The sequence below is a fragment of the Rhizobium sp. UGM030330-04 genome (genome assembly GCF_003208455.1).
Taxonomy (GTDB): domain Bacteria; phylum Pseudomonadota; class Alphaproteobacteria; order Rhizobiales; family Rhizobiaceae; genus Agrobacterium; species Agrobacterium rhizogenes_A.
In genome coordinates, this window is sequence record NZ_QKML01000002.1 from 331,244 (window position 1) to 357,217 (window position 25,974).

At 59.9% G+C, this 25,974-nt stretch carries 22 protein-coding genes; 10 read left to right on the forward strand and 12 right to left on the reverse strand.

Going from position 1 to position 25,974, the window contains the following annotated elements; all coding sequences use genetic code 11:
• Nucleotide 1 precedes the first annotated feature (1 nt).
• Nucleotides 2-901, reverse strand: coding sequence for a LysR family transcriptional regulator (locus tag N434_RS04655; protein WP_065114104.1), 900 nt, complete (start codon nucleotides 899-901; stop codon nucleotides 2-4).
• A 148-nt stretch (nucleotides 902-1,049) separates the two neighbouring features.
• Here N434_RS04655 and N434_RS04660 point away from each other — a divergent pair, with 148 nt between their 5' ends.
• The 4 genes from N434_RS04660 to N434_RS04675 all read left to right on the forward strand — a co-directional run bounded on the left by N434_RS04660 (nucleotide 1,050) and on the right by N434_RS04675 (nucleotide 7,047).
• Nucleotides 1,050-1,859 carry an alpha/beta hydrolase fold domain-containing protein gene (locus N434_RS04660; RefSeq protein WP_065114105.1) on the forward strand — a complete coding sequence of 270 codons (810 nt, stop codon included), beginning with the start codon at nucleotides 1,050-1,052 and terminating at the stop codon, nucleotides 1,857-1,859.
• A 181-nt stretch (nucleotides 1,860-2,040) separates the two neighbouring features.
• Nucleotides 2,041-3,228, forward strand: a complete 1,188-nt coding sequence (locus N434_RS04665; RefSeq protein WP_065114106.1) for an efflux RND transporter periplasmic adaptor subunit — start codon at nucleotides 2,041-2,043, stop codon at nucleotides 3,226-3,228.
• Between the two features lie 130 nt (nucleotides 3,229-3,358).
• On the forward strand, nucleotides 3,359-6,553 hold the full coding sequence (locus N434_RS04670; protein ID WP_065114107.1) for an efflux RND transporter permease subunit: 3,195 nt from the start codon (nucleotides 3,359-3,361) through the stop codon (nucleotides 6,551-6,553).
• Nucleotides 6,554-6,843: 290 nt separating this feature from the next.
• Nucleotides 6,844-7,047, forward strand: coding sequence for a hypothetical protein (locus N434_RS04675; protein WP_065114108.1), 204 nt, complete (start codon nucleotides 6,844-6,846; stop codon nucleotides 7,045-7,047).
• A gap of 49 nt (nucleotides 7,048-7,096) precedes the next feature.
• Here the strand turns inward: N434_RS04675 and N434_RS04680 are convergent, their stop codons facing one another.
• Both N434_RS04680 and N434_RS04685 read right to left on the reverse strand, forming a co-directional pair.
• A complete protein-coding gene (locus N434_RS04680) occupies nucleotides 7,097-7,942 on the reverse strand; it encodes an endonuclease/exonuclease/phosphatase family protein (RefSeq protein WP_065114109.1) in 846 nt (281 codons plus the stop codon).
• 28 nt (nucleotides 7,943-7,970) lie between these two features.
• The gene (locus tag N434_RS04685; RefSeq protein WP_110756333.1) at nucleotides 7,971-9,431 is read right to left on the reverse strand and encodes a phospholipase D-like domain-containing protein; all 1,461 of its coding nucleotides are present in this window, start codon (nucleotides 9,429-9,431) and stop codon (nucleotides 7,971-7,973) included.
• A 267-nt stretch (nucleotides 9,432-9,698) separates the two neighbouring features.
• Here N434_RS04685 and pdxY point away from each other — a divergent pair, with 267 nt between their 5' ends.
• Together pdxY and N434_RS04695 are read left to right on the forward strand one after the other, a co-directional pair.
• Nucleotides 9,699-10,574: a pyridoxal kinase PdxY gene (gene pdxY, locus N434_RS04690; protein ID WP_110756490.1), complete on the forward strand. Its 876-nt coding sequence runs from the start codon at nucleotides 9,699-9,701 to the stop codon at nucleotides 10,572-10,574.
• 174 nt (nucleotides 10,575-10,748) lie between these two features.
• Entirely contained in the window at nucleotides 10,749-11,390 is a 642-nt protein-coding gene (locus N434_RS04695) for a carbonic anhydrase (RefSeq protein WP_003522624.1), read from the forward strand.
• Nucleotides 11,391-11,569: 179 nt separating this feature from the next.
• Here the strand turns inward: N434_RS04695 and N434_RS04700 are convergent, their stop codons facing one another.
• Nucleotides 11,570-12,385, reverse strand: a complete 816-nt coding sequence (locus N434_RS04700) for a lytic murein transglycosylase (protein WP_065114111.1) — start codon at nucleotides 12,383-12,385, stop codon at nucleotides 11,570-11,572.
• 214 nt (nucleotides 12,386-12,599) lie between these two features.
• Nucleotides 12,600-13,634, reverse strand: coding sequence for an aspartate-semialdehyde dehydrogenase (locus tag N434_RS04705; RefSeq protein ID WP_003522626.1), 1,035 nt, complete (start codon nucleotides 13,632-13,634; stop codon nucleotides 12,600-12,602).
• A 507-nt stretch (nucleotides 13,635-14,141) separates the two neighbouring features.
• Here N434_RS04705 and N434_RS04715 point away from each other — a divergent pair.
• The 3 genes from N434_RS04715 to N434_RS04725 all read left to right on the forward strand — a co-directional run bounded on the left by N434_RS04715 (nucleotide 14,142) and on the right by N434_RS04725 (nucleotide 19,250).
• Nucleotides 14,142-16,025, forward strand: coding sequence for an MFS transporter (locus N434_RS04715; protein ID WP_110756335.1), 1,884 nt, complete (start codon nucleotides 14,142-14,144; stop codon nucleotides 16,023-16,025).
• A gap of 197 nt (nucleotides 16,026-16,222) precedes the next feature.
• On the forward strand, nucleotides 16,223-17,797 hold the full coding sequence (locus N434_RS04720) for a Re/Si-specific NAD(P)(+) transhydrogenase subunit alpha (RefSeq protein WP_110756336.1): 1,575 nt from the start codon (nucleotides 16,223-16,225) through the stop codon (nucleotides 17,795-17,797).
• A gap of 19 nt (nucleotides 17,798-17,816) precedes the next feature.
• Entirely contained in the window at nucleotides 17,817-19,250 is a 1,434-nt protein-coding gene (locus N434_RS04725; RefSeq protein WP_110756338.1) for an NAD(P)(+) transhydrogenase (Re/Si-specific) subunit beta, read from the forward strand.
• A 247-nt stretch (nucleotides 19,251-19,497) separates the two neighbouring features.
• Here the strand turns inward: N434_RS04725 and rutF are convergent, their stop codons facing one another.
• The 7 genes from rutF to N434_RS04760 form a co-directional block, all read right to left on the reverse strand.
• Nucleotides 19,498-20,022: an NADH-dependent FMN reductase RutF gene (rutF, locus tag N434_RS04730; RefSeq protein WP_110756340.1), complete on the reverse strand. Its 525-nt coding sequence runs from the start codon at nucleotides 20,020-20,022 to the stop codon at nucleotides 19,498-19,500.
• Nucleotides 20,023-20,048: 26 nt separating this feature from the next.
• Nucleotides 20,049-20,639 (reverse strand): malonic semialdehyde reductase, encoded by a 591-nt coding sequence (locus tag N434_RS04735; RefSeq protein ID WP_110756341.1) that lies wholly within the window; start codon nucleotides 20,637-20,639, stop codon nucleotides 20,049-20,051.
• 17 nt (nucleotides 20,640-20,656) lie between these two features.
• Nucleotides 20,657-21,448, reverse strand: a complete 792-nt coding sequence (gene rutD, locus N434_RS04740) for a pyrimidine utilization protein D (RefSeq protein ID WP_181423874.1) — start codon at nucleotides 21,446-21,448, stop codon at nucleotides 20,657-20,659.
• A gap of 13 nt (nucleotides 21,449-21,461) precedes the next feature.
• Nucleotides 21,462-21,848, reverse strand: a complete 387-nt coding sequence (rutC, locus tag N434_RS04745) for a pyrimidine utilization protein C (protein ID WP_045023399.1) — start codon at nucleotides 21,846-21,848, stop codon at nucleotides 21,462-21,464.
• Nucleotides 21,849-21,872: 24 nt separating this feature from the next.
• On the reverse strand, nucleotides 21,873-22,613 hold the full coding sequence (gene rutB / locus N434_RS04750) for a pyrimidine utilization protein B (RefSeq protein ID WP_006312121.1): 741 nt from the start codon (nucleotides 22,611-22,613) through the stop codon (nucleotides 21,873-21,875).
• Nucleotides 22,610-23,701 (reverse strand): pyrimidine utilization protein A, encoded by a 1,092-nt coding sequence (gene rutA / locus N434_RS04755; protein ID WP_046801552.1) that lies wholly within the window; start codon nucleotides 23,699-23,701, stop codon nucleotides 22,610-22,612. The genes rutB and rutA overlap by 4 nt, the downstream gene beginning before the upstream one ends.
• 460 nt (nucleotides 23,702-24,161) lie before the next feature.
• Nucleotides 24,162-24,773 (reverse strand): biliverdin-producing heme oxygenase, encoded by a 612-nt coding sequence (locus N434_RS04760; protein ID WP_110756343.1) that lies wholly within the window; start codon nucleotides 24,771-24,773, stop codon nucleotides 24,162-24,164.
• Between the two features lie 311 nt (nucleotides 24,774-25,084).
• Between N434_RS04760 and N434_RS04765 the strand changes: the two genes are divergently transcribed.
• Nucleotides 25,085-25,969 (forward strand): dihydrodipicolinate synthase family protein, encoded by an 885-nt coding sequence (locus N434_RS04765; protein ID WP_110756344.1) that lies wholly within the window; start codon nucleotides 25,085-25,087, stop codon nucleotides 25,967-25,969.
• Nucleotides 25,970-25,974 lie beyond the last annotated feature (5 nt).

A 25,974-nucleotide genomic window follows, 5' to 3' on the forward strand; every position in this document is an offset into this window, starting at 1 on the left:
CTCAGACCAGACCGTGCACCAGCTTGGCCAGCCAGTCGACAAAAACGCGCACCTTGTTGGTCACATGCCGGGTCTGCGGATAGACCACATAGATCGGCATCGCTTCGCGCCGCCATTCGGAAAGCACCGGCACCAGTTCACCTCGCGAAAGCGCGTCCTTCACCATGAAGACGGGAAGCTGCACGATGCCCATGCCGGCCAGCGCGGCATTGAGATAGGTACGGCTGTCATTGACCGAGACGACATAATTCGGGGTCAGTTCGACGCTGCGCACGCCATTGTCGAAGGAAGCCGGCATGATCTGGCCGGTGGTGGCATTGAGATAACCCACCGAATAATGATCCGTCTCCAGATCCTCCGGCACGCGCGGCATGCCGAAGTTTTCGATATAGGATGGCGAGGCGAATGTCTCGAACCGGAGTTCGCCCACTTTGCGGGCAATCAGCGACTGGTCGCGCAGCACGCCAACCCGGAGCGCACAGTCGACATTCTCGGCAATATAGTCGACCAGCCGGTCGCCGACGCCGAGATCGAGACGGATTTGCGGATAACGCTGGTAAAATTCGCAAAGATGTGGGATAACCACCAGGTCCGCAAAGACACCCGCCATTTCCACACGCAATCGACCGGATGGCTGCACCTGCGCGCTGGACATACTGCCATCAAGTTCTTCGATTTCCGACAAAATCTGTGAGGCCCGCTCGTAATAGAGAGCGCCGTCTGTCGTCAGCATCACCCGCCGCGTGGTGCGGTTGAGAAGCGTGGTCTGCAGATGCGCCTCCAGCGCCTGCACCATATTGGTAACAGTAGTTTTGGGCATGTTCAGCGCGGTGGCGGCGCGGCTGAAATTGCCGGTCTCGACGACGCGCGTGAAAACCCGCATGGCGGAAAGCTGATCCATTGGTTGCCTCAGGAGGAATGATTATCCCTGATTTCGGAATAGTGTATTCAATTTGACGTACTTGATCGTTTCGATCCGAACAATAATATGCATTTCAGATTTTGCAATATGATCCGCCTATTGGTGGCGGCGCAAAGGATCTGGATTCATGAAGGCGCATTGGGAAAACATGGGCAGCAGCGAGGCGTCCGCGCCGAAGCTATCCGTGCGCCGTTATGAGGGGCCGTGCCCGTGCAGCCATCCGCCGGTCGTGCTTTATCTGCGCGGCGGCTCGTTTCTGGAACCCGGCGTCGAACCGGGCGGCAATTGCCCGGAGCTTCCGGTGGCGCGGGCGCTGGCGGAAAGCGGTGCCATCGTCGTCGAGGCCGATTACAGCAGGCCGTCCGGCAACGAATTCCCGATGGTGATCGACTGTGCTTTCGAAGCGCTCGATCACCTGAGCAGGGACCTCAAGCATTACGGCAGCGCGAAATCGCTGCTGTTCGTGGCCGGCGAAGAGGCTGGCGGTAATGTGGCGGCGGGGCTTGCCTTGAAGGCCCGTGACCGCATGCCGGGCAAGCTCGCAGGCCAGATTCTTCTGTCGCCCATGATCGACCCGATGATGACGACGGAATCCTTTCGCGACGCGGACAGGATCGGCATGCGTGAGCGCTGGGCGGATGGCTGGAGCCATTATCTCGCCAAGGCATGTGGGTTCTTCCACCCCTATGCCGCGCCCTGCCAGTGTACGCGGCTGAACCGGGTGGCGCCGGCGCTGATCTTTACCGCCGAGGACGACCCTCTGCGCGACGAAACGGTCGGTTATGCCGACAGGCTCATCGCCTCCGGTGTCAGCGTCCGGCAGCATGTTTTCCCCGCCGGCGCCGGCTGGACGGGGCTTTATCAAGGAGAGGGCGGCGGATGGGTCTCATCCGTCTGTTCGGAGTTCAGGACCTTCGTTGACCAGTTGAAACACTGAATACTGCATCGAGAGCATTTCCGGGAAAAGTGGCCACCGGTTTTCCGCCCGGAAATGCGACAGAACTAAAGAGTTTGAGCATGTCCAGTAAAAGTGCGTAGCGGTTTTACGCACCGATCATGCGACGAAACAAAGAGATAGAGAAACTGACCGGCTCGTGATCCGAGCCAAGGAGATACCCATGACGCTGAACACAAAGCGCCGGGCCCTGACGGGCGCCGGTATCGGGCTTGCTATGTCCGTTGCAGCCGCAGCGCTGTTTTTCGACCTGCCCACCAGCCGTGACGCGACGGCGGCTTCCACGCCCGCCGAAACGCCCGCAATCCCGGTCACCGTCGCCAAGGTGGAAAGCCGCGACGTCATGCGCTGGGAAGAATTTTCCGGCCGTCTCGAAGCCGTTGACCGGGTGCAGATCCGCTCCCGCGTCGCCGGCCAGATCAAGGCCGTGCATTTCCGCGAAGGCGCGCTGGTGAAGGAAGGCGACCCCCTCTTCACCATCGACCCCGCCCCCTATCAGGCCGCCGTTGCCGGCGCTGAAGGCCAGGTCGCTTCCGCTGAAGCCAAGGTCAGCCTTGCGAAGACGGAACTCGACCGTGGCCGCCGGCTTTCCGACAATCGCACCATCTCCCAGAGCGATCTCGACCAGCGTCAAAGCTCGTTTGCGGATGCCGAAGCCCAGCTTCGCGCCGCCCGCGCCGCACTGACGACGGCCCAGCTCGATCTTGGTTACACCGAAATCCTCGCCCCGGTTTCCGGTCGTGTCGGCCGCATCGAAATCACCGCCGGCAACCTCGTCGCCGCCGGCTCCACATCGCCGGCGCTGACGACACTGGTATCGGTCAACCCGATCTATGCCAGCTTCAATGCCAGCGAAGGCGTGGTGGCCAAGGCCCTTGCCGAACTGCCGCAGACGGACGGCGCCCTGCCGGCTCTCGAACAGATCCCGGTGGAAATCGGCACGCTTTCGGATGAAGGCACACCGATCAAGGGCACGCTGCACCTGATCGACAACCAGGTGGATTCGGCAAGCGGCACCATCGGTGTCCGCGCCGTCTTCGAAAATCCGGATGGCAGGCTAATTCCGGGCCAGTTCGTGCGGGTGCGCATGGGCGAACCGAAGCCGGAAAACCGCATCGTCATCAGCGACCGCGCCATCGGCACGGATCAGGACAAGCGCTTCGTCTTCGTGGTCGACGCCGAAAACAAGGTAAGTTACCGCCAGGTCAAGCCCGGTGCACCGGCTGATGGCCAGCGCATCATCGAAAGCGGCCTTGCCGCCGGTGATACGATCGTCGTCAACGGCCTGCAGCGCATTCGCCCCGGTGCCACCATCGCACCGCAGGCGGAAGACAAGGTTGCCTCGCAGTAACCCGCCTCTTTGATCAGTAAGCGTCCCGCCTCCCGCGAGACGCCCCTTCAGACAGAACCGGCCTTCACCGGCGGCAGGATTGCCGCCGGAACGGCCTTCGCATTCCCAAAGACCCGGAGAGGGACTGGATATGAATATTTCCAGATTTTTTGTCGACCGGCCGGTATTCGCTGCCGTGCTTTCGGTCCTGATTGTGGTGGCAGGCCTTCTCGGCATGCGCGCCCTGCCGATTTCGGAATATCCCGAAGTCGTTCCGCCATCCGTCGTCGTGCGCGCCACCTATCCCGGCGCGAACCCGACCGTTATCGCCGAAACCGTCGCGACACCGCTGGAAGAACAGATCAACGGCGTCGAGGACATGCTCTACATGGGCAGCCAGGCGACGTCTGACGGTGTACTGACGCTGACCGTCACCTTCAAGCTCGGCACCGATCCCGATAAGGCGCAGCAGCTGGTGCAGAACCGCGTGTCGCAGGCCGAACCGCGCCTGCCGGCGGAAGTCCGCGCGCTCGGCATCACGACAGTCAAGAGTTCGCCCGACTTCATCATGGTCGTCAACCTCGTCTCGAAGACCGACGCCTATGACATCACCTATCTGCGTAACTACGCGACGCTGAACGTCAAGGATCGCCTCGCCCGCATCGAAGGTGTTGGCCAGGTGCAGGTCTTCGGCGCCGGTGACTATTCCATGCGCGTCTGGCTCGACCCGCAGAAGGTGGCCGAGCATGATCTGGCCGCAAGCGACGTTTCCGACGCCATCCGCCAGCAGAACGTGCAGGCCGCAGCCGGCGTCATCGGCGCTTCCCCAAGCCCTAATGGTGTCGACCTACAGCTCAACGTCAATGCGCAGGGCCGTCTGACGACGCCGGAAGAATTCGGCAACATCATCGTCAAGAGCGGCGCCAATGGCGAAATCACCCGCCTGCGCGATGTCGCCCGCATTGAACTCGGTGCGGCCGATTACACGCTGCGCTCGCTGCTCGACGGCGAACCCGCCGTGGCTGTCGCCGTGCTTCAGGCTCCGGGCTCCAACGCCATCGAAATCGCCGACAATGTCCGCGCCACGATGGACAATCTGCAGCTGGCAATGCCTGATGGTGTGAAATACGAGATCGTCTACGATACGACGAAATTCGTGCGCTCCTCCATCGAGAAGGTCGTTGACACACTCCTCGAGGCCGTTGGCCTCGTGGTGCTTGTCGTCATCCTGTTCCTGCAGACCTGGCGCGCTTCGATCATTCCGCTGATCGCCGTTCCGGTCTCGATCATCGGCACCTTCGCCGTCATGTATGCCTTCGGATTCTCGATCAACGCGTTGACCCTGTTCGGCCTCGTGCTCGCCATCGGCATCGTGGTGGATGACGCGATCGTGGTCGTCGAAAACGTCGAGCGAAACATCGAAAACGGGCTCTCACCGCGTGACGCCACCTACAAGGCGATGCGCGAAGTGTCCGGGCCGATCATCGCGATTGCGCTGGTTCTGGTCGCGGTCTTCGTGCCGCTCGCCTTCATCTCGGGCCTGTCCGGCCAGTTCTACCGGCAGTTCGCGCTGACCATCGCCATCTCCACCGTCATTTCGGCAATCAACTCGCTGACGCTGTCTCCCGCGCTTTCGGCCCTGCTGCTGAAGGAACACGGTGCGCCGAAAGACTGGCTGACCCGCTTCATGGACCGGGCATTCGGCTGGTTCTTCCGCGGTTTCAACCGCGCCTTCGGCGCCGCCTCCAACGGCTACGGCAAGACCGTGGGCGGGCTGGTGACACGCAAGAGCCTGGTGATGCTGGTCTATATGGCGCTGGTCGCCGCCACCTACAGCATGTTCACGACAGTGCCGAGCGGCTTCGTGCCGGCGCAGGACAAGCAGTACCTGATCGGTTTTGCCCAGCTGCCGGATGGCGCGACGCTTGACCGCACGGAAAGCGTCATCAAGCGGATGAGCGATATCGCCATGGAACAGCCGGGCGTCAGCCACGCCATCGCCTTCCCTGGCCTGTCGATCAACGGCTTCACCATCGGCTCCAATTCCGGCATCGTCTTTGCGGTTCTCGACGACTTCGAAAAGCGCAAGACACCGGAACTGTCCGGCGGCGCCATCGCCATGCAGCTGAACCAGAAATATGCCGGCATTCAGGATGCCTTCATCGCTATGTTCCCGCCGCCGCCGGTCAACGGTCTCGGCCAAACGGGCGGCTTCAAGCTGCAGATCGAGGATCGCGCCGGCTACGGTTACCAGACGCTCGACGAGGCGGCGAAAGCCGTGATCGCCAAGGCATACCAGACGCCGGAGCTGGCGGGTATCTTCTCCAGCTATCAGATCAACGTGCCGCAGCTCTTCGCCGATCTCGACCGCGCCAAGGCCGAACAGCTTGGCGTCTCCGTCAGCGACGTCTTCCAGACGCTGCAGATCTATCTGGGCTCGCTGTATGTCAACGACTTCAACGCCTTCGGACGCACATACAGCGTGCGCGTTCAGGCCGATGCGCAATTCCGCGCCCATGCGGAAGACATCGGCCGCCTGAAGGTTCGTTCGGCAACGGGTCAGATGATCCCGCTTTCGACACTGCTGAAGGTGAATGCGACGACGGGACCGGAACGCACCAACCGTTATAACGGCTTCCTTGCGGCCGATATCAACGGCGGGCCGGCACCGGGCTTCTCCTCGGGACAGGCACAGGCGGCGATTGAAAAAATCCTTGCTGAAACCCTGCCCGCAGGCATCGACTACGAATGGACGGACCTGACCTACCAGCAGATCCTGGCCGGCAATTCCAGCATCGTGGTCTTCCCCCTGGCGCTGCTGCTCGTCTATCTCGTGCTCGCCGCGCAATATGAAAGCCTCACTTTGCCGATCGCGATCATCCTGATCGTCCCGCTCGGTGTACTTGCGGCCCTCACCGGCGTCTGGCTGACAGGAGGGGATAACAACATCTTTACGCAGATCGGCCTTGTCGTCCTTGTGGGCCTTTCGGCGAAGAACGCGATCCTGATCGTGGAATTCGCCCGGGAACTGGAATTTGAAGGACGAACGCCGCTTCAGGCGGCCATCGAGGCAAGCCGGCTTCGCCTTCGCCCGATCCTGATGACCTCGCTCGCCTTCATCATGGGCGTGGTACCACTGGTCATCTCCACCGGTGCGGGTGCTGAAATGCGCGCCGCCATGGGTGTGGCGGTGTTCTCCGGCATGATCGGCGTGACGTTCTTCGGCATCTTCATGACACCGGTTTTCTACGTGCTGGTGCGCAAGCTGGCGGGCAACCGCCCGCTCATCCAGCACAAGCAGGAAGAACCGGCCAATTCGGACTACAAGCTCGAAAAGGCCGGCTGAAACCCTACTCCCATCCACCGCAACCTTCGACGCAAGGCCGCCGCGCATCATCAGATGCGCGGCGTTTTTCATGGGCGGAAACATCCATGCGAGCCTCCTGAAATGGAATCAGTTTCAAATGCTTAGGCGGCAAACATGCCTATATTGCCGTACGTACAATCCGCCAAAAAACAATATATCCATCTCAGCAGACAAGGCAGGAAAGAAACAATGCTATTTTATGCTTTGTATTTTGTGGTAATTTTAAAGAACAGGGTGATTCGGACTAAATGATTTAGTTCAGGGGCGACATGATGGAGCAGGACGACGAAAGCTGGGCAACCACCGTTGCCTATTCGATAGTGATGCATGAGGGTCTTGATCTCGCGCTTTCCGCGCAGAATCTGGACAGGGGCAAGACCAGAAACAATCGTGAGCGGCTGATGGAAGCCATTCGCACGTCATTGCTCGAGGCCCGCTCACGCAGCCACCTGACGGCGGCGCAACGGCTTTAATCCGGCCCCGCCAGTGCTGGCGCTTGCCGCACACCAGACCCCGGCGAAATCAGGCCTGAAGCAGATCGGTCCGGACTGCGGCCTTCAGCGGCAGGTGATCAGAAGCGATCCGCGCCAGCGCGCTGTCATGCGCCTCCACCTGCTCGACCAGACCTTCCCGATTGGCGATGATCCTGTCGAGCGCCAGCACCGGCAGGTTGGAGGGAAAACTCGGCACCGCCGGCGGCAGCGCGCCGAAAGCATCCCGGAACGTGTTGAGCGACGAGCCGTTGCCGAGGCGCCATTCGTTCAGGTCTCCCATGAGGACGGTCGCGCATTCGTTGCGCGCTTCCAGCAGCCCGATCAGCGCCTTCGCCTGCTGGGCACGGGAATGCCTGAGAAGGCCGAAATGGGCGGCGATGACCCGCAGCGTGCCACCGCTTTTCAGGTCCAGCTCCACGACAAGCGCCCCGCGCGGCTCCAGCCCCGGCAGTTTCAGCGTATGCACGTCCCTGACGGCGCCTTCCCTGAACAGCACGACATTGCCATGCCACCCATGCGCCTTCACCCCTGCCTGCACCGGCACGGGGATGAGGCCGCTTTCCCGTTCCAGCCGGGCAAGATCGAGCAGGCCGGTTCGCTCGCCAAAACGGCTGTCCGCCTCCTGAAGGGCAATGATATCAGCGCCGATTTCCTGAATGACGCGGCTGGTGCGATCAGGGTCGAACTTGCGGTCGCGGCCGACACATTTATGCACATTGTAAGAAGCGATGACGGGGAAGGAATGGTCTTTCGCCGCCGGCATCACGTTCTGCCGCTGGCGGCGGTCGCGCAGCGACTGCATGACAAAGGCGGGCAAACTGCTATTTGCCGCCAGGGCCGTTTTTTCGCTGTTCAGCAAACCGTTTTTCTTCACGCGTCAATGTCTCCGCACATCCAAGGCTCTAAAGATAGGGCGAAGCGAGCCACAGGACACGCTCCACGAAACGAACAACGAATGGGCGCGCATTCAGTTCGCTGAGCCGCACCGGCAAGGCGGTCGCACGCGCATCCCGGATGCGCTCCCCGATCACCCCGGCAAACGCCTCATCCATGACTTCGAGATCGATCTCGAAATTCAGCCGCAGCGAACGCGGATCGAGATTGGAAGAACCGATATAGGTCCAGCGCTCGTCGATCACCAGAAGCTTGGAATGATTGAAAGCCCCCGTCGCCCGCCAGATGCGGCAATAATTCTTCAGCATCTGATCGAACTGCGCCGTCATCGCCCTGTCCACAAGCACCAGATTGTTGCTTTGCGGCACGATGATATCCACCACAACACCCCGCCTCGCTGCGGTAATCAGCGCCGAAATAAGCTCCCGATCGGGGAGAAAATAGGGCGACATGATAAGAATGGAGGAGCGCGCCACCGAAAAGGCGCCCATCAGCATCTTGTGACTGGTCTCGATGCTCTTGTCCGGCCCTGAGGAGGAGACGCGTGCGACGATCTGCGAACCCGGCACGCCGTCGGGAATGGCGATATCCCAGACCGGGGCATCCAGAAGTTCTTTCGTGGTGAAGCGCCAGTCCTCCGCCGCGATGGAGAAAAAATCCGACACCACCGGCCCGGTAATCTTGAAATGCGTGTCGTGCGACTGCTTCTCGCCGCCGAATTCCACGGTGAAGCCCTCGCGGATATTCATGCCGCCACTAAACACGATGCGCCCGTCCACCACGAGAATCTTGCGGTGGGTGCGCAGATTGGCATAGGGCAGCCGCAGCCCCATGATGACATTACCGTTGAAGACATCGGCGATGATGCCCTTTTCCCTGAGCGTCGGCAGGATGCTCGGCACGGAATAACGCGCACCCACGGCATCGATGAGCACCCTGACTTCCACACCTCGCAATTTTGCCCGCGCGAGCGCGTCGACGAAGCGGGCGCCGATCCTGTCATTGTCGAAAATATATGTTTCGAGAATGATCGACCGCTTCGCTTCGCCGATCGCCTCCAGCATGGCGGCATAAGCGACGTCACCCGTCACCAGCGGCTCGATGGTGTTGCCTGTTGTCAGCGCGTGGCGCGTCACCCGGTCACCCAGCGTCTTCATTGCCTCGAAACGACGGCCGAACCGGGTGGCGACCAGTTCCCCGTCCGCATCGAAACGCGCCACGCGGTCCATGATCTCGTCCTGCATGAAAGACCGCTGCTGCGTGATATTCGACCGGCGAATGCGGTTGATGCCGGCAATGGCATAGATGACCGCGCCGACGATCGGAGACAGCACGATGACGCCGACCCAGCCGAGTGCGGAGCGGACCTCCTCCTTCGTCATCGTGGCATGTACGGCCGCCACGGTTCCCATCAAAATGGAAAGAACGGCAAGGATATGGGGCCAATAGGCGATGACGAGATCGAGCATATTACAACTATAGGGCATCGGACCGAAAAGTGTAACGCGCTTTTGCGAGAACCCAGTGCGCCAATAAAAGGCACCTCGCCCATCGCGCAATGACAGGAAGGCAACCCGGCAGGCAGGAACGCCCGGCCCCGCCCATCCTTTTGCGGGACAGACCCTTGCGGGATTAACGGTGGAAACCGGCCTTGCGATATGTCATGAGAGCGCATCTTGATCTCTAGGCAGGGGCGCTTGCGCGCTTCTGCGACATTTGAAAGCAAGAAGGCCGTGATGCAGGAAAATACACAGGGCGCTGTCATCGTCATTTCCAGCCACGTCATGCGTGGTTCGGTCGGTAACCGGGCGGCAGTCTTTGCGCTGGAGACACTCGGTTATCCCGTCTGGGCGGTACCCACCATTGTCATGCCCTGGCATCCCGGCCATGGCCCGTCCACGCGGATGCGCTTTCAGGACGACGACTTCGACAAGGCCATGACCGACCTTGAAAACGCCAAATGGGTCGGCGAGGTCAAGGCTGTTCTGACCGGTTACTTCGGAAGCGCGGCGCAGGTTCGCTCCGTCGCAAGGCTGATCCGCAACCTCAGGGAAAAGAACCCGGGGCTGATTTATGCCTGTGACCCGGTCATGGGCGATCTGGGAGGGCTTTACATTCCCCTTGAGACCGCCGAAGCCATCCGCGACCACCTCATCCCGCTTGCGACCGTCGCGACACCGAACCGTTATGAACTGGCCTGGATGAGCGGCGCCGAGCTTGAAACCAACAACGCCATCATGGATGCGGCCCTCGCACTCGGCCCGCCGAAAATGCTGGTCACCTCGGCCGTGCCGATGATGACGGGCGGCACCGGCAATCTCTACCTCAGCGGCCGCCACGCACTGCTTGCCGAACACCGTGCCATCGAGAATGCGCCGAACGGCCTTGGCGACCTGATGTCGGCGCTGTTCCTCGCCCGCCTGCTGGAAGGCATGGACGACGAAAAGGCACTGCAACTGGCAACCGCCAGCGTTTTCGAAATTCTGGCGCGCACGAAAAAACGCGAGATGAACGAACTGACGCTGGAGACAGACTCTTCAAGCCTCTCCACACCCATGGCCATGGTGCAGATGCGTCATCTCTTGCATCCTTCACGCAGCAAGCGCAAATAGCGGCTAAAGCATTTCCAGGAAAAGTGGCCCTCGGTTTTCCGTCCGGAAATGCGGCAACAGGAAGTTGGAGCGGTTTCGCGGTTCGAAGAAAAGCGAAAATGCTCTAAAGGATTGGTCTTCAACGCGCCAGGTTCGCCCCGTGATCTTGGTCCAAGCATAACGGTACTGCGATAGATGAAAGATTTTCCGGAAACCCTTCTCAACGGCTACAAGAACTTCATGAGCGGCCGCTATGTCGACGAACGCGAAAGATATCGCGTTCTGGCCGACACCGGACAGAAACCGCAGACCCTGTTCATTGCCTGTTGTGACTCCCGTTCGGCGCCGGAAACCATTTTCGACTGCGGACCGGGAGAGCTTTTCGTTGTCCGCAACGTCGCCAACATGGTGCCGCCCTTCGAGCCTGACGGCCAGTACCACGCCACCTCGGCAGCCATCGAATATGCCGTGCAGGTCTTGAAGGTGAAGGACATCGTCGTCATGGGCCATGGCCGCTGCGGCGGCATTCAGGCAGCGCTCGATCCCAATCTCGAGCCGCTGTCTCCCGGCGATTTCATCGGCAAGTGGATGAACATGGTCAAGTCGGCGGCCGAGCAGATTCAGAGCAATGACGTGATGACCGCTTCCGAACGGCAGACGGCGCTGGAACGCGTCTCCATCCGCACCTCCATCGCCAACCTGCGCGGCTTCCCCTTCGTCAAGGCGCAGGAAACCGCCGGCAAGGTGAAGCTGCACGGCGCCTGGTTCGATATCTCGACCGGCGAATTGTGGGTGATGGACGGCAAAACGGGCGACTTCCGCCGCCCGGATCTGTGACTGAAACGTGTAGTCGCCGCCAATAACATTCAACTTCGTCACCCCGGACTTGATCCGGGGTCCAGTGCGATCAAGTCCTTGATCGCGTAAGCCTCTTTCACGGCGCAGACGCGCCATGGCTGGATGCCGGATTCAGTCCGGCATGACAAAAGTGGGCCTTTAGTCCTTGGAAAGCGACCTTATTGGCCGTCGATCGCCTTGCCGATGAAGGCAATGGCCTGCTGATAGACGCTTGCGGCGTTCCAGCCCTGAATGGCGGCGTAATTTGCCTGTCCCTGCTGGTAACCCGCACCGCGCTGCCAGCCATGGCCGACAAGGAAGTTCGCCGTGGAGGCCAGCGCATCGGCGCGCGAGCCGACGAGATCGATGCGGCCATCGCGGTCGAAATCCACGCCATAACGCACAACATTGAGCGGCAGGAACTGCGTCTGGCCGATTTCACCATGAGCCGCACCCTTGGCGTTGACGTTGAGCGAACCGCTGCCGACAAGCTTCAGCGCCGCATAAAGCTGCTCGGTGAAATAATCCGACCGGCGGCAGTCGAAGGAGAGCGTCGCGACGGCGGAAAGCGTATGCTGGTTGCCCATGAAGCCGCCAAAGCCGGTTTCCATGCCCCAGATGGCGAGCAGCGGACCGGCCGGCACGCCATAGGCGCGCTCGATGGATGCAAAGAGAGCGGCATTGTTCTTCTTCATGGTCTTGCCGCGCGAGATGATCGTCTGACCGCCGCGCTTCTGCATGAACTGTTCGAAGGACAGCTTGAAACTGTGCTGGCCGCGATCGGCGCGGATCGTCGCCTGGTTGTAGGAGACGCCGGAGAAAGCACGGTCGAGCACCGAAGCGCTGACGCCACGGCCCGCCGCTTCCTTCTTGAAAGCGCCGACCCAGGCATCGAAGCCTGCCGAAGTGTTGCCGCATTGCGCAGCCATAACCGGCGTCGCTGCCAGAACCGAGACCATGGCCACACCAGCCAGAATTGCCTTCATTGCCCGCATCAAAATCTGCCTTCGATATCCTTTGGGGAATTCATCCCGAGAACCAAACCATCGCTGCTGTATGATTCAGGTGCCAAATTGCCTTTTGGCGGCCTAAATTGCCTTTCGGCAGCAAGGCCTGCAAATAAACTGGCTGTGATCATCGCCAATCGAAAAACCCGCCTGCCCCACACAGAACAGACGGGTTATACTTAACGAACCTTAAAAAATGGTATCAGGCAGCCGCCTTGCGGGGCTTGATGAAACCACGATTGATCAGGAGTTCGGCAATCTGGACGGCGTTGAGAGCCGCACCCTTGCGCAGATTGTCGGAAACAACCCACAGGTTGAGGCCGTTTTCGACCGTCGCATCTTCGCGGATACGCGAAATATAGGTCGCGTCCTCACCGGCGGATTCAACCGGAGTGATGTAGCCGCCGTTTTCACGCTTGTCGATGACGAGGCAACCCGGCGCTTCGCGCAGGATGTCACGGGCCTGATCGGCGGTGATCTCGTTTTCGAACTCGATATTGACCGATTCCGAATGGCCAATGAAGACGGGAACGCGCACGGCCGTGCAGGTGACCTTGATCTTCGGATCGAGCATCTTCTTGGTTTCGGCCAGAACCTTCCACTCTTCCTTGGTGTAGCCGTCTTCCATGAAGACGTCGATATGCGGAATGACGTTGAAGGCGATGCGCTTGGTGAACTTCTTGGCCTCGACCGGATCGGCCACGAAGACGGCGCGGGTCTGCTGGAACAGTTCGTCCATGCCTTCCTTGCCGGCGCCGGAAACCGACTGGTAGGTGGAGACGACGACGCGCTTGATCTTGGCGAAGTCATGCAGCGGCTTCAGCGCGACAACGAGCTGTGCCGTGGAGCAATTCGGGTTGGCGATGATGTTCTTCTTGGTGAAGCCCGCAACCGCATCGGCATTGACTTCCGGAACGATCAGCGGAACGTCCTGATCGTAGCGCCATGCGGAAGAGTTGTCGATGACAACGCAGCCCTGCTGGCCGATCTTCGGCGACCACTTCTTGGAAACATCGCCGCCGGCCGACATCAGGCAAATATCCGTGTCGGAAAAATCGTAGTTCTCGAGGTTCGAGACCTTCAGCGTGCGATCGCCGTAGGAGACTTCCGTGCCCTGGGAGCGGGCGGAAGCGAGCGGCACGACTTCATCGGCGGGGAAACCGCGTTCGGCCAGGATATTGAGCATTTCGCGACCGACGTTGCCGGTAGCGCCTGCAATTGCAACTTTGAAACCCATGATCAAGCTCTCTTTCTGTCTCTCCTCTTTTTGGTGAGGTGGGAACCCGCATCAGATCGCGGCTTCCTCGATCCCCAGCCAAACCGGGGAGAGAGCGGTGGCCAGAGACGTTAGACGGTTTTAATCGTCGTTTTGGCCGTAATTCGGGTAGAATGAGAAAGGCGCGGATCATCGCCGGCCAATTGTGCCGGTCCTTCCATGACGAACATGTCTGCAACATGCATGCGCAAGGTGATGCTCCTTCTTCGCGAGAAGCTATTAGAAGGTTTCTTGTTTGTGTCAAGAAAAAAGGCGAGCCTGCTGCCCGTCGATGCGGACGGACCAGAACGGCCCTGCGACATTTTTGCACATTATACATTAGACTAAAGTCATAATCCGAAAGCATCGCTCTTATTGGGGTTAATTTTCTGTCACTCTGACACTCTGCGCATTGCAGCCGCAAGGCGAGCCCGGAGGAGAGAGATGGGCTCTGCAATGCGTCGATTGGACATCTGTGGAGGACAGAAAATGGCAAATGTTGCAGCCGCAAGCGGCGCCGCCCGTCCCATGACGGGTGAGGAGAAGAAGGTGATTTTCGCCTCTTCTCTCGGAACAGTCTTCGAATGGTATGATTTTTATCTGTACGGCTCGCTTGCGATCTATATCGGCGCGAATTTCTTCAGCCAGTATCCGGAAACGACACGCAACATCTTCGCGCTTCTGGCCTTTGCCGCCGGCTTCCTCGTGCGCCCCTTCGGCGCGCTGGTGTTCGGCCGCCTCGGCGACATTGTCGGCCGCAAATATACCTTCCTCGTCACGATCCTGATCATGGGCGTTTCGACCTTCCTCGTCGGCGTCCTGCCGAGTGCATCGCAGATCGGCATTGCCGCCCCGATCATCCTGATCGCGCTGCGCATGCTGCAGGGTCTGGCGCTTGGCGGTGAATATGGCGGTGCCGCAACTTACGTCGCCGAACACGCGCCGAACGGCCGCAGGGGTTATTACACCTCGTGGATCCAGACGACCGCGACGCTTGGCCTGTTCCTTTCGCTGGTTGTCATCCTCGGCGTGCAGTTCGCACTCGGCAAGGAAGCCTTCGCGGCCTGGGGCTGGCGCATTCCCTTCCTCGTTTCGGTTCTGCTGCTTGGCGTATCGGTCTGGATTCGTCTGAAAATGAACGAATCCCCCGCCTTCAAGAAGATGAAGGAAGAGGGCAAGACCTCCAAGGCTCCGCTCAGCGAAGCTTTCGGCCAGTGGAAAAACGCCAAGATCGCCCTGCTCGCCCTCGTCGGCGCCGTCATCGGTCAAGCCGTCGTCTGGTACACCGGCCAGTTCTACGCGCTGTTCTTCCTGCAGAGCATCCTGAAGGTGGACGGGCAGTCGGCCAACATCATGGTCGCGGCAGCGCTCATCCTCGGCACCAGCTTCTTCGTGATCTTCGGCTGGCTTTCCGACAAGATCGGCCGCAAGCCGATCATCATGGCCGGCCTCGTCCTTGCCATGCTGACCTACTTCCCGCTGTTCAAGGCACTGACATGGGCAGGCAACCCGGCGCTGGCGCAAGCCCAGTCCACCGTCCGCGCTACCGTGACCGCAGCACCCGGCGACTGCAAGTTCCAGTTCAACCCGACGGGGACTGCGAAATTCACCACATCCTGCGATATCGCCACCTCGTTCCTGACCCGCAACTCCGTGCCCTATGACGTGGTTGCCGGAACGGCCGGCCAGCCGGCCAGCGTCAAGATCGGCGATGCAACCATCGCCAGCTACGATGCGATCGCAGCCGGCGCGGATGCGGCGGCACAGGACAAGGCCTTCCAGAAGCAGGTCAACATCGCCCTGCATGACGGCGGTTATCCGCTGGTGCGTGGTGCGGCACAGGTGCCGGATGCGAAACTGGACGCCTTCATTGCCGCCAACCCGGAACTCGGCCTGAACGCCGAGGCGGTTCGCGCCACCGATAAGAAGATGGTTGCGACCGACAAGCTGGTGGCGGACAAGCTGCTGACCTCGTCCGAGACCGGTGGTGCGGCGGAAATGGCCGTCTACACCATTGCCGGCGGCGGTGCCTTCTCCATGGTGGCCGACCCGGCAGCCGTGAACTGGATCGTCATCATCGCGGTCCTGACCGTCCTCGTGATCTATGTGACGATGGTCTATGGCCCGATCGCGGCCCTGCTGGTCGAACTGTTCCCGACCCGCATCCGCTACTCCGGCATGTCGCTGCCCTACCACATCGGCAATGGCTGGTTCGGCGGCCTTCTGCCCGCCACCGCCTTTGCGATGAGCGCGGCGAAGGGCGACATCTATTATGGCCTCTGGTATCCGATCATCTTCGCGGGCATCACGCTGGTCGTTGGCCTGCTGTTCCTGCCGGAAACCAAGGACCGCGATATCCACGCCATGGATTGAGCCATATACCAATCGACATTTTCGAAACCCGGCGCGCAGGCGCCGGGTTTTTTTATTGCGCGGCGCGCCGGAATGTCGAAAGAGCCTGTCGCAGCAGGCTGTCATTCCGTCGCAGGCAAGACAAAATCAATATGGAGACAAAGCCCCCCTGAATAGGATATGACCCCCCTATATTATCAGGCAGAGGGAGAGCCATTTTGAGAATCGGGACGCCTAAGGAATTATATGAGGGCGAGGCGCGCGTCGGCATGACGCCCGACAGCGCCCAGGCATTGCAGAAACTCGGATATGATTGCATCGTTGAGGCCGGTGCGGGCAAGGCGGCGGGATTTTCCGACGACGCCTATCGCGCAGCCGGCGTCACCGTCGTCGATAGCGCGGATGCGCTTTACGCCGGATCAGACATCATCGCCAAGGTTCGTCCGCCGGAAACGTCGGAGATTGATCGCCTGTCTTCGGACAAGACGCTGATCTCGTTCTTCTATCCCGCCCAGAACAAGGACCTTCTGGAGCAGGCCAAGGAAAAGGGCGCCAACGTCATCGCCATGGACATGGTGCCGCGCATTTCCCGCGCCCAGAAGATGGACGCGCTGTCCTCCATGGCCAATATCGCCGGTTATCGCGCGGTGATCGAGGCCGGCAATAATTTCGGCCGCTTCTTCACCGGTCAGGTCACCGCCGCCGGCAAGGTGCCGCCCGCCAAAGTGCTGGTCATCGGTGCCGGCGTCGCCGGTCTTGCCGCCATCGGCACGGCCACCTCGCTCGGCGCCATCACCTATGCCTTCGACGTTCGCCCGGAAGTGGCCGAGCAGATCGAATCCATGGGCGCTGAGTTCGTCTATCTCGATTTCGCCGACCAGCAGCAGGACGGCGCCGCCACCGGCGGTTACGCCGCCCCCTCCTCGCCGGAATTCCGCGAGAAGCAGCTTGAGAAGTTCCGCGAACTCGCACCGCAGATCGATATCGTCATCACCACGGCGCTCATTCCGGGCCGCGACGCCCCGAAACTGTGGCTCGCCGACATGGTGGCGATGATGAAGCCGGGTTCTGTCATCATCGACCTCGCCGCCGAACGCGGCGGCAATTGCGATCTCACGGTTCCCGACCAGCGTGTCGTTTCCGACAATGGCGTCATCGTCATCGGCTACACGGATTTCCCGAGCCGCATGGCGGCGCAGGCTTCGACGCTCTATTCCACCAATATCCGCCACATGATGACCGATCTGACACCGGCTAAGGACGGCAAGGTCGTTCACAACATGGAAGACGACGTCATCCGCGGTGCGACCGTTGCCTATCAGGGTGAGATAACCTTCCCGCCGCCACCGCCGAAAATCCAGGCGATCGCCGCGCAGAAGCCGAAGGAAAAGGCCAGGGAGCTGACACCCGAGGAAAAGCACGCCAAGGAACGGGCCGAATTCAAGGCGCAGACGAAGAACCAGGTCGGCCTGCTCGTCGCCGGCACGGCCATCCTGCTTCTCGTCGGTCTTTATGCGCCGGCAAGCTTCATGAGCCACTTCATCGTCTTCGTACTGGCCTGCTTCGTCGGTTTCCAGGTCATCTGGAGTGTCAGCCATTCGCTGCACACGCCGCTGATGGCGGTGACCAATGCGATTTCCGGCATCGTCATCCTCGGTGCGCTGCTGCAGATCGGTTCCGGTAACTGGCTGGTGGTGATCCTCGCTTCGCTTTCCGTCCTGATCGCGACGATCAACATCGTCGGCGGTTTCCTCGTGACACGGCGCATGCTCGCCATGTTCCAGAAGTCCTGAGCCGGGTGGGGGACATTTCATGACCATTGGTATCGTTTCCGCGGCCTATGTTGCCGCAGCCGTTCTCTTCATCCTTTCTCTTGGCGGTCTTTCCGGACAGGAAAGTGCCAAACGCGCCGTCTGGTACGGCATAACGGGCATGGGTCTTGCCGTTGTCGCAACGGTCTTCGGGCCTGATGTCGGCATAGGCTTCATCGTCCTGTTGATGATCGCGGGTGGCTCCGTCCTCGGTTATTACGTCGCAAACCGCGTACAGATGACCGAAATGCCGCAGCTTGTGGCCGCCCTTCACTCCTTCGTTGGCCTCGCCGCCGTCTTCATCGGCTTCAACGCCCATATCGAGGAAGCGCATGTCGCCTCGCTCGATGAGGCGGCGCGCTCGCTGCTGACAGGCTTTTCCGCAATCCTCGCCCATAAAACGCCGGTGGAACTGGCGATCATGAAGGTCGAGGTCTTCCTCGGCGTCTTCATCGGCGCGGTCACCTTCACCGGCTCGGTTGTCGCCTTCGGCAAGCTTGCCGGCAAGGTGGACGGTAAGGCGAAGAAACTGCCGGGCGGACACATCCTCAATGCCGGCGCCGCGATCCTCTCGCTCGTGCTGCTCATCATGTATTGCAATGGTGCCGGCGCCTGGACGCTGGTGCTGATGACGCTTGCCGCATTCTTCATCGGTTACCACCTGATCATGGGCATCGGCGGCGCCGATATGCCAGTGGTGGTCTCGATGCTGAACAGCTATTCCGGCTGGGCGGCGGCGGCGATCGGTTTCACGCTCGGCAACGATCTCCTGATCGTCACCGGCGCGCTGGTCGGCTCCTCGGGTGCGATCCTCTCCTACATCATGTGCAAGGCCATGAACCGCTCCTTCGTCTCCGTCATCCTCGGCGGCTTCGGCAGCACCACGGGTCCGGCGATGGAAATCGAGGGCGAGCAGGTGGCAATCGACGCCGAAGGCGTGGCGGCTGCTCTGAATGACGCTGACAGCATCATCATCGTACCGGGTTACGGCATGGCGGTGGCACAGGCTCAAGGCGCAGTCTCCGAACTGACCCGCAAGCTGCGCGCCGACGGCAAGACCGTGCGCTTCGCCATCCACCCCGTCGCGGGCCGTCTTCCCGGCCATATGAACGTGCTCTTGGCCGAAGCCAAGGTGCCCTACGACATCGTGCTGGAAATGGACGAAATCAACGACGACTTCCCCAATACCGACGTCGTCATCGTCATCGGCTCCAACGACATCGTCAACCCGGCAGCCCAGGACGATCCGAATTCGCCGATTGCCGGCATGCCGGTACTGGAAGTGTGGAAGTCGAAGCTCGTCATCGTCTCCAAGCGCGGCCAGGGAACGGGTTATTCCGGTATCGAGAACCCGTTGTTCTACAAGGACAATACCCGCATGTTCTACGGTGACGCCAAGAAGTCGATCAACGACCTCCTGCCGCTGATCAAGTAACGAAAAGGGCGTTTCCGGGAAACCGGAAACGCCCTTCGAATTTCTGAGAAACGACGATACGTTTCGTCCGTCATGCCGGACTTGATCCGGCATCCAGCCACGGCGCGTCTGCGACGTGAGAAATAGGTCTTACGCGATCAAGGACTTGATCGCGCTGGACCCCGGATCTAGTCCGGGGCGACGGTGTGCGGATGCTATGGCCGCGCCAAACAGAACCGTTCCGCGGGATGTTGTCGATAGACCGCCTTCAAAGCACCCGGTAACGCCGGTTGAAATACATCAGCGCTTCTTCGCCCTCATTGATCTTCATATCGACGACATCGCAGATGAGGATGTCATGCGTGCCACCGTCATGCGCTTCGCGGATACGGCAATCGAAGGAAACGAGCGCATCTTCGAGAACCGGGGCACCGGTTTCGAGCACGCCCCAGCTTCCGGCGGCAAAGCGTTCATCGGCGGGCGTCTTGCCACCGAAAAGCGTGCTCAGCACCTCGTGATGTGCGGCAAGCGTATTGACGCAGATGACGCCATTGGCCTTCACCACCCTGTAGGCGGAAGCATTGCGGTTGAGGCAGACGAGAAGCGTGGGCGGATTGTCGGAAACGCTGCAAACGGCCGTCGCGGCAAAGCCCGCGCGGCCTGCCGCACCGTTGGTGGTGACGATATTGACCGCCGCACCGAGCCGCGCCATGGCGTTTCTGTATTCGAGGCTGCGCTCCTGTGCAGTCTTCGTCTCCATTTCCGCTTCCTTTTCAAGAGACTTCATCTGCATCTAACCCATCCTTCCTTAACAGGCCATCAAGCCAGCACGCAGGCGTCTTCGAAGGCAAGCCGCGGCAGGCGGCCGAAAAGCTTCGACGGATCACCATGGCCGAGATTGATCAGGAAATTGGATTTCCACGTCGTGCCGGCAAAAAATGCCGCATCCACCTTGCCCTTGTCGAAACCGGACATGGCCCCGGTATCCAGCCCCAAAGCCCGGGCCGCGAGGATGAGATACCCCGCCTGAAGCGTGGCATTGCGGAAGGCGGTTTCTTCGGCCACAGCCGGACTGGAAGTGAACCATGAACGCGCATCGGCATGGGGAAACAGTTCCGGCAGCTTTTCGTAAAATTCAGCGTCGATGGCGGCAATAACAGTCACCGGCGCGGCCATGGTCTTTTCCAGATTGCCGGAAGACAGCGCGGGCTTCAGCTTCTCCTTGGCTTCCGCGCTGCGCACGAAGACGAAACGCGCCGGCGAGCAATTGGCCGAGGTCGGCCCCATCTTCGTCAGGTCGTACAGCGCCTTCAGCGTTTCATCGCTGACCGGCTTGTCCGCCCAGCCATTATGGGTGCGTGCTTCGGTGAAAAGCGTTGCCAGTGCCGCGTCATCGAGTGCTTTCGTCATCTTGCTCTAAAATCCTGTCAGAATGTTCGGGTGGCCGGCAGCAGGAACTGCAGAAGCCTTGTGTTGAAAAGGTCGGTTTCGGTGATATTCACCGCATGCGCGCCGAAATCGAGAAGGCAAAGTTCGCTCTGCCGCAGGCCCTCCGCCAGCCGCAGCGAACGGGTATAGGGCACCAGAAGATCGTCCTTCGTCGCCACCACCAGCACCGGATTGTCGATCTCGCCAAGCCGGCTATCGATATCGAAAGCCCGAAGCGCCGCAATACGCCGCAGCACATTTGCCTTGCCCTGGAAATGCGCGACGCCATGGGCATCGTCCCGCGCCAGACGCTCCTGATGTTCCGACATCCATGCGGCCGGATAGAGAAACAGCGGCTGGGCTTTCACGAATGCCTCGACGCCGGATTTTTCCAGAAGCTCGATCCGTACGTCAAAGCAGCGTCCGGAATGCGGATCGGCCTTGCTCCAGGCATTGATGAGCACCAGCCGGTCGATGAGGCGGGGCTGGCGCAGCGCGATATCGAGACCGATCAGGCCGCCAAGCGCATGGCCCATGAAGTGAAATTTTTCGAGGTTCAGGGCCGAGACAATCTCCAGCACGTCATCCGCCATCGCCGATATGCCGCCCTCTGCCGGCACCTCGCCGCCGGTCCTGCCGGTTCCGCGATGGTCATAGGTGACGATGCGGAAATGGTCGGAAAGGGCATCGATCTGCGGCGTCCAGTAAGTGCCTGATCCGCCCAGCCCCGAAGACAGCAGGATAGTGGCCGCCTCAGGATCGGTCCGGCCATGAACCTCGAAATGCATCATCTGCCGTTTCGCCCTATTTGCCGATATGGGCGACGGTGGCGATTTCCACCAGCGCGTCGGGCTTCACAAGGCCGCACTGGATGCAATAACGCGCCGGCTTGTCGCCGGGGAAATATTCGGCGTAGACCGTGTTGACGGCCTGGTAATTCGCCCAGTCGGTGATGAAGATGTGGTTCATGGTCACGTCCTCCATCGTGCCGCCGGCGGTTTCGATGACAGACTTGATGGTTTCGAGAACATGGCGGGTCTGGGCGCTCGCATCACCCACATGCACGACGTTATTGTCCTTGTCGAAGGGCAGCGTGCCGGACACGTAAACCACGCCGTCGGCAAGGGTTCCCGGCGAAAAGGGAGCGATGGGTTTGCTGGTACCGGCAGGCACGATAATCTTTTTCGGCATTTCGTTCTCCTCTTGTGTTGAATATCAAGCGCTGACGGGTGCGGCCTGCGAGATGACACCGCAGAAATCATTGACGGTGGCGACCCAGCCGAAAAACTTCTCGACATTGTAGACCGTCGCCTGCTGGATAAAGTCTGGACCGAGATGATGCGTGGCATCCTCCAGCATCACCCCGAAATATTCGAGATGGAAGGCATCGCGCAGCGAGCTTTCCACGCAGACATTGGTGGCAATGCCAACGAATACCAGATTGCGGATACCGCGGGCGCGCAGAACGCTGTCCATATTGGTGTTGAAGAAACCGCTGTAACGCGTCTTCGGCACCAGAATATCGCCGGGTTGCGGCTGCAGCTCGTCGACAATGGCATAATCCCATGTGCCCTTGGCCAACAGCTGGCCCTGCAGTTCCGGCCTTTTGCGCATGGTCTTCAAGGCATTGGATTTGTGCCAGTTGGGCGAACCCGGGCCGCCCGCCTCGACATAATCCTTGTCCCAGCCATTCTGGAAATAGATGACCTGCACGCCCGCCGCACGTGCTGCATCCAGCGTTTTCTTGATGTTGGCGATGGTGCCCTTGGCCCCAGATATATCGAACCCGGCCAGATCGACATAACCGCCCTCCGTCGAATAGGCGTTCTGCATGTCGACCACGACAACGGCGGTCTCGCTGGGTTTCAGGGTGATAGGCTCCGGCCTTGCGGGAAGCGTGACGCTTTCCGAACGACTTTCCGGCCCCTTGTAACCCGCCACAACGGCTTCGCTCATTCCGCAGCCTCCAGTCCGGCCTGAACATGCGCCCGGCTCTTCATCAGCGGCTGCACATATTTGCCGAATTTTTCGACGCCTTCGAGGAAGTCGTCGAAGGTCAGCATCACGCCACCCGTTCCCGGCACTTCGCTCATCTCATCCAGCATGGCCGCCACTTCCTCATAGGAGCCGATCAGCGTTCCCATGTTGATGTTGACCGCCGAGACGGGATTGGACATATGCCGCACATTGGTGTCGGAGCCGGATTTGGTGTCGACGGCGCTTTGCAGGCCGAGCCACTTGATCGCGTCCTCATCCGCACCCGCCTTGTAATGCTCCCACTTCGCCCAGGCGTCTTCGGATTTTTCCTCGGCAAGCACCATCGTCAGCACGACGGATTTCACCTCGCGGCCAGACTTTTCCGTTGCTGCCAGCAGCCGCTCATTGGTGGGCGCGAAGGCCTTCGGTGTATTGACGCCGACACCGAAGCAGAAGCTGTAATCGGCAAACTTGGCCGAAAACGCCATGCCGGAATTGGAGGAGCCAGCGCAGATGAGCTTCACATCACCCTGCGGCACCGGCTTCATGCGGCAATCTTCCATCTTGAAAAACTTGCCGTTGAAATCCGATTGCCCGTCCGTCAGCAACTCTTTCAGAACGGTGGTGTATTCGCCGAGATATTCGTAGCGATCACCGAAATAATCATCGCCCGGCCACAGTCCCATCTGGCTGTATTCCGGACGCTGCCAGCCGGTAATCAGATTGATGCCGAAACGGCCGCCGGAAATGGAATCGATCGTCGTCGCCATACGAGCAACAATGGCAGGCGGCATGACCAGCGTGGCGGCCGTGCCAAAAAGCTTGATCTTGGAGGTGACGGCGGCAAGGCCTGCCATCAGCGTGAAGGATTCCAGATTATAATCCCAGAACTCTGTCTTGCCGCCAAAGCCGCGCAGCTTGATCATCGACAGCGCAAAGTCGAAGCCATATTGCTCCGCCTTCAGTGTGATCGCCTTGTTCAAGTCGAAGCTCGGCTTGTATTGCGGCGCGTTTTCAGAAAGAAGCCACCCATTGTTCCCGATCGGGATAAAAACACCAACTTCCATTTTGCTGTTCCCTTTTTACGTCAGGTGTCTCCTGACTTGACAAAAGAGTAGCAGGTTCCGTGCCAGACCAAATAAAATAATTTTATCAAATGGATAAAATTTTGGGGCGCATCGAGCCTTGATCAAAAGGCAAAATTTTTATCATTTGGTAAAAATATTTGCCTGTTTATTCGGCAAATATAGAGAGCGATACGTCAAAGGCGAGCGGCCCTCACCACAATCCCAGACCGATGTAGGAAATCCGAAGGCTCTCCTTCGTCATGCCGGACGCGATCCGGCATCCAGCCACGACGCGTCTGCGCCGTGAATAGAGTCTTTCGTGATCAAGGACTTGATCGCGCTGGACCCCGGATCAAGTCCGGGGTGACGGCGCTGGGGTGTTAACACTCAATCAAACGCGCACGCGCGACGGGGCACTTCTGTGCGATGAGGACAACAATCGCGCAGCTATGCCAAAACCTCAACCCAGCCGCTGCTGCGCGTAGGCATGGACGGCCCGGAACGCAGCCTCGGCGCCCGCGACAACCCGCTCTTCCTCTTCAACCGTCAGCGCAATTTCATCCAGCGCTGCGGTGAATGTGCGCCAATGCAGGCCGCGCCCTTCCGGTGCGCCGGCCAGATGGCGCGCGCCGAATTCTTCGCCAAGACCGAGCTTCGCCGCATCTTTCAGCAGGAAAGCCGCACCGAGATTGGAACCTTCGACCACATAAAGCCAGCCCATCGCCTCCGGCAGATCGAACGGCGTTTCGCCGGTGAAACGCGCAGCCCTGGCTTCCGGAATAGCGAGCCCGAGATCGGCAAGGTCCTGCTCGATCATGGCGAGACGGCGGCGGCCTTTAAGGTCAGGAAGCAGGCTGTCAAGCGTGGCATTGGAGAAGAAGGCGTCGAGATCGCGATGGAAAAGATATTGCGTTTCGACGAATTTGCCGAAGTTCTCCCGACTCTCGAACGGCTTCGAAGCCATGATGAAGGCATCGAGTTCACCATGCGCCTCGCGCGTCGCTGCTTTCAGTCTCTTGACGCGGCTCTGTTCGATCTCGGCTACAGGCGCTGAAGGCTCCGCAATAGTCATGGTGATGGTCCCTTTATCCCTATATTCAGATTGCCTGATAAAAATCTTTACTCGAACAGTCAAATTTTATTTTCGCATTTTTTCGCAAGCCCTGACAAGGAATGTGCCCTGAGAGAAGCGGTACGAAAGGGCATCCGCTTCAATTCCCTGCGATGGCTCCATGCGTCACGGCAGGAAGACAATGCGCCACGCGATCCGAAATCCGAATCTCCCTCCGCCCGACACCTCAAACAGTCATCCTGCAATTAGATATTTACAACTAACATGTCAGTACGCTATCAATCCGTGGTCACCTTGGAGGAGCATCTTAATTGACCCAGAAATTTGGCCTTTCGGCAGCCCTGACAACCCCGTTCAAGACGGACGGAACCGTCGATATCGACGCCATGATCGCTCATGCCCGCCGCTGCCTTCAAAACGGTTGTGACAGCGTGACACTGTTCGGCACCACCGGTGAGGGATGCTCCGTCGGTAGCCGCGAACGGCAGGTCATCCTCTCCCGTTTCATCGAAGCCGGTATTGCGCCGTCCCGCCTTGTCACCGGCGTTCTCGTGGATTCCATCGAGGATGCGGCGGACCAGTCGGCCGAGGCCCTGGAAGCCGGTGCCCGCAATATTCTTCTCGCCCCGCCCTCCTATTTCAAGAATGTCAGCGATGACGGCCTGTTCGCCTGGTTTTCGGCGGTTTTCGCAAAGATCGGCAAGGGCGCCCGTGACATCCTCGTCTATAACATTCCTTCCGTGACCATGGTGACACTGTCGGTCGAGCTGGTGGGAAGGCTGAAAAAGGCATTCCCCGGCATCGTCACCGGCGTCAAGGATTCCTCCGGCAACTGGAGCCATACCGAACGCCTGCTGAAAGAGCATGGCGACCTCGTCATCCTGATCGGCGATGAGCGCGATCTGGCGAAGGGCGTTCGCCTCGGCGGCCAGGGCGCAATCTCGGGCGTCGCCAATTTCCTGACACAGGAAGTCCGTGCCATGGCCGTTGACGGCAAGGACGACAAGCGCGTTGAAGATCTTGTTGTGGAACTTCTGAAATTCCCGGTTACGCCAGCCGTCAAGGTGCTGGTATCACATACGACAGGGGAGAACATCTGGCCGGACGTGCGCGCGCCGCTCGTCGCCATTTCACCCGAGGACCGGCGGCAGATCGAAGGCGCTTTCGACGCGCTGTTTCGCAAACAGGCCGCTTGAACAGA